This is a genomic window from Methylobacterium sp. WL116 (assembly GCF_008039455.1).
Classification (GTDB): Bacteria; Pseudomonadota; Alphaproteobacteria; order Rhizobiales; family Beijerinckiaceae; genus Methylobacterium.
Map to the genome: position 1 here is coordinate 1 of NZ_VRUV01000551.1, position 2,868 is coordinate 2,868.

Genomic DNA, 2,868 nt, shown 5'->3' on the forward strand with positions numbered 1-2,868 from the left:
CGCCCGAGGCCCGGCGCACGGCTTCGATGACAAGCCGGCGGGCGCCTGTTAAGCACCGGCCCGCGGCCCGGCCGCCGTCCCGCAGATCGCCCGTCGATGTCCGATCCCCTCGTCCTGATCCCCGCCCGCCTCGCGGCGACGCGGCTGCCGAACAAGCCCCTGGCGCTGATCGCCGGCGAGGCGATGATCGTGCATGTCTGGCGCCGCGCGGTCGAGGCCGGGATCGGGCCGGTGGTCGTCGCCACCGACACCGCCGAGATCGCCGCCGCGGTCGAGGCGGTGGGCGGCGTCGCGGTGATGACGCGGGCCGATCACCCGTCGGGCTCCGACCGCCTCGCCGAGGCCCTGGAGATCGTCGACCCGCAGGGCAACCACGACGTCGTCGTCAACGTGCAGGGCGACCTGCCGACGATCGATCCGCGGGCGATCGGGGCGGCGGTGGCGCTGCTCGCCGACCGCGCGGTCGACATCGCCACGCTGTGCGCGCCGATCGTCGACCCGGCGGAGGCCGAGAACCCGAACGTGGTCAAGCTCGTCGGCCACACGGTCGGGCCGGAGCGCCTGCGCGCGCTCTACTTCACCCGCGCCCGCGCCCCCTGGGGCGATGGGCCGCTGTTCCACCATATCGGCCTCTACGCCTATCGCCGCCGGGCGCTGGCGCGCTTCATGGCGCTGCCGCCGGGCGAGCTCGAGACCCGCGAGAAGCTGGAGCAGCTCCGCGCGCTGGAGGCCGGGATGCGCATCGACGCCGCGATCGTCGACGACCTGCCGCTCGGCGTCGACACCCCCGCCGACCTGGAGCGCGCCCGCGCGCTGCTCGGCGCCCGCCGCCTCAACTGACCGTTGCGATGACCGATCCGAAGACCATCAGCTACCAGGGCGAGCCCGGCGCCAACTCGCACATCATCTGCGCGGAGGCCTACCCGGACTGGACCGCCCTGCCCTGCCCCACCTTCGAGGACGCCTTCGCGGCGGTCACCGAGGGCCGTGCGCAGGCGGCGATGATCCCGATCGAGAACTCGATCGCCGGCCGCGTCGCCGACATCCACCACCTGATCCCGACCTCGGCCCTGCACATCGTCGCCGAGCACTTCCTGCCGATCCACTTCCAGCTCATGGTGCTGCCGGGCACGCGGATCGAGGACCTGCGCTCGGTCCACACCCACGTCCACGCGCTCGGCCAGTGCCGTCGCATCATCCGGCGGCTCGGCCTCAAGGCGGTGGTGGCCGGCGACACCGCGGGCGCCGCCCGCGAGGTGATGGAGGCGGGCGATCCTTCCCGCGCGGCGCTGGCGCCGGCTCTGGCGGCGGAGGTCTACGGCCTCGACATCCTCGCCCGCGACGTCGAGGACGAGGCCCACAACACGACGCGCTTCGTGGTGTTCCGCCCCGAGGCCCTGCCGGTGGCGGCGGGCGACCGCCCGATGGTGACGAGCTTCGTCTTCCGGGTGCGCAACATCCCGGCCGCGCTCTACAAGGCGCTCGGCGGCTTCGCGACCAACGGCGTCAACATGTCGAAGCTCGAGAGCTACATGGTCGACGGCGAGTTCACCGCGACGCAGTTCTACGCCGAGGTCGACGGCCATCCCGAGGAGCCGGGCCTCGCCCGCGCGCTGGCCGAGCTCGCCTACTTCTCGCGCGAGCTGCGGATCGTCGGGACCTACCCGGCCCACCCGTTCCGCGACGCGGCGCGGCCGGCGGCGGAGTAGCTCACTCCCGCCCGATCACCCGGTCGACCACCACGTCGGACCAGAAGCCCGGCCGGAAGCCGCGCTTGAGCGCCTCCGGGTCGTAGACGGTCTCGACCCAGGTCAGGAAGTCGAGCCCCTGCCCTGCGCCCTCGAGGGCGTAGCGGGCGAAGAACGCATCCAGGATCCCGGTCTTGGCGAAGCGGAAATGGCCGTAGCGGGCCGAGAGCTGGCGCGCGGCCTCCGCCACCGGGCGGTCCTCGTGCAGGATCAGGTAGAGGGCGGCGCCTAGGCCCGCCCGGTCGGCGCCCGACTTGCAGTGCATCACCGCCGGGTATTCGAGGCCGGCGAAGAAGTCGCGCGCGGCCAGGATCGTCTCGCGGGAGGGCGGCTCGCGCGAGCGCAGCACGAACTCGACGAGCTTGAGCCCCTGGCGCTCGCAGGCCTCGCGCTCCAGCGGCCAGGAGCCGTGCTCGCGCCCGCCGCGCAGCGAGACCACGGTGCGGACCCCCTCCGCCCGGAAGCGCGCCAGCTGGTGCGGGCCCGGCTGGGCCGAGCGCCACATCTTGCCCGTGCCGATCCGGTGGCGGTTGAGATAGGCCATCCGGAAGATGCCGTGATCGACGAACAGCATGTTCGCCCAGGCGCCGAGCCGTGCCGGCGCGCCGCTGATCGGCCGCGCGAAGCGCTCGATGCGGGCCATGCGCCGGGCGTAGCGGGTCTCGGGGCTGAGGAAGCGGTTGAACACGGGCTCTCGCGGTGGTGGCGAGGGGCAGGCTCTATCAGCGCGCCCCCGGGCCGGCAATTCGGCATCTCCCTTGCCTGTGCCGGTCGCGAAGGGCGCTTGGCTGCCTTCTGTTCGCCCCGATCGGGGGCGAACCTGACGGCCTGCCGCGGGTTGCCCCCCGCCAACCGCACGATCGAACCGAAGGGTCCGGCCATGAGCACCCGCACCACGAGCATCCGCCGGGCCCGCAACGCGGATGTCGGCGCGCTGTCGGCGGTGTTCGATGCGGCCTGGCGCGAGGCCTATCGCGGGATCATCCCGGGCGTGGCGCTGGAGCGCGAGGCCTGCGAGCGCCAGGGGCTCAAGCTCGTCGAGTTCGTGCTGCGCTCGCGCGAGCCGCCCTCCCGCGAGACGATCCTGGCCGCGCGCGACTTCTTCGCCGGCCTCGAATAC

3 protein-coding genes and 1 pseudogene are annotated in these 2,868 nt (G+C 73.4%); 3 read left to right on the forward strand and 1 reads right to left on the reverse strand.

What is annotated here, in order from left to right; translation table 11 throughout:
* Positions 1 to 96 precede the first annotated feature (96 nt).
* Positions 97 to 840, forward strand: a complete 744-nt coding sequence (locus FV223_RS24320; protein ID WP_147729379.1) for a 3-deoxy-manno-octulosonate cytidylyltransferase — start codon at positions 97 to 99, stop codon at positions 838 to 840.
* 8 nt (positions 841 to 848) lie between these two features.
* The gene (locus FV223_RS24325) at positions 849 to 1,709 is read left to right on the forward strand and encodes a prephenate dehydratase (protein ID WP_147729380.1); all 861 of its coding nucleotides are present in this window, start codon (positions 849 to 851) and stop codon (positions 1,707 to 1,709) included.
* A gap of 1 nt (position 1,710) precedes the next feature.
* Here the strand turns inward: FV223_RS24325 and FV223_RS24330 are convergent, their stop codons facing one another.
* Positions 1,711 to 2,436, reverse strand: coding sequence for a tyrosine-protein phosphatase (locus FV223_RS24330; protein WP_147729381.1), 726 nt, complete (start codon positions 2,434 to 2,436; stop codon positions 1,711 to 1,713).
* Between the two features lie 192 nt (positions 2,437 to 2,628).
* On the opposite strand from FV223_RS24330, the pseudogene FV223_RS32060 reads away from it, so the two are divergent.
* Positions 2,629 to 2,868, forward strand: a pseudogene (locus tag FV223_RS32060) (hypothetical protein); the annotation flags it as partial.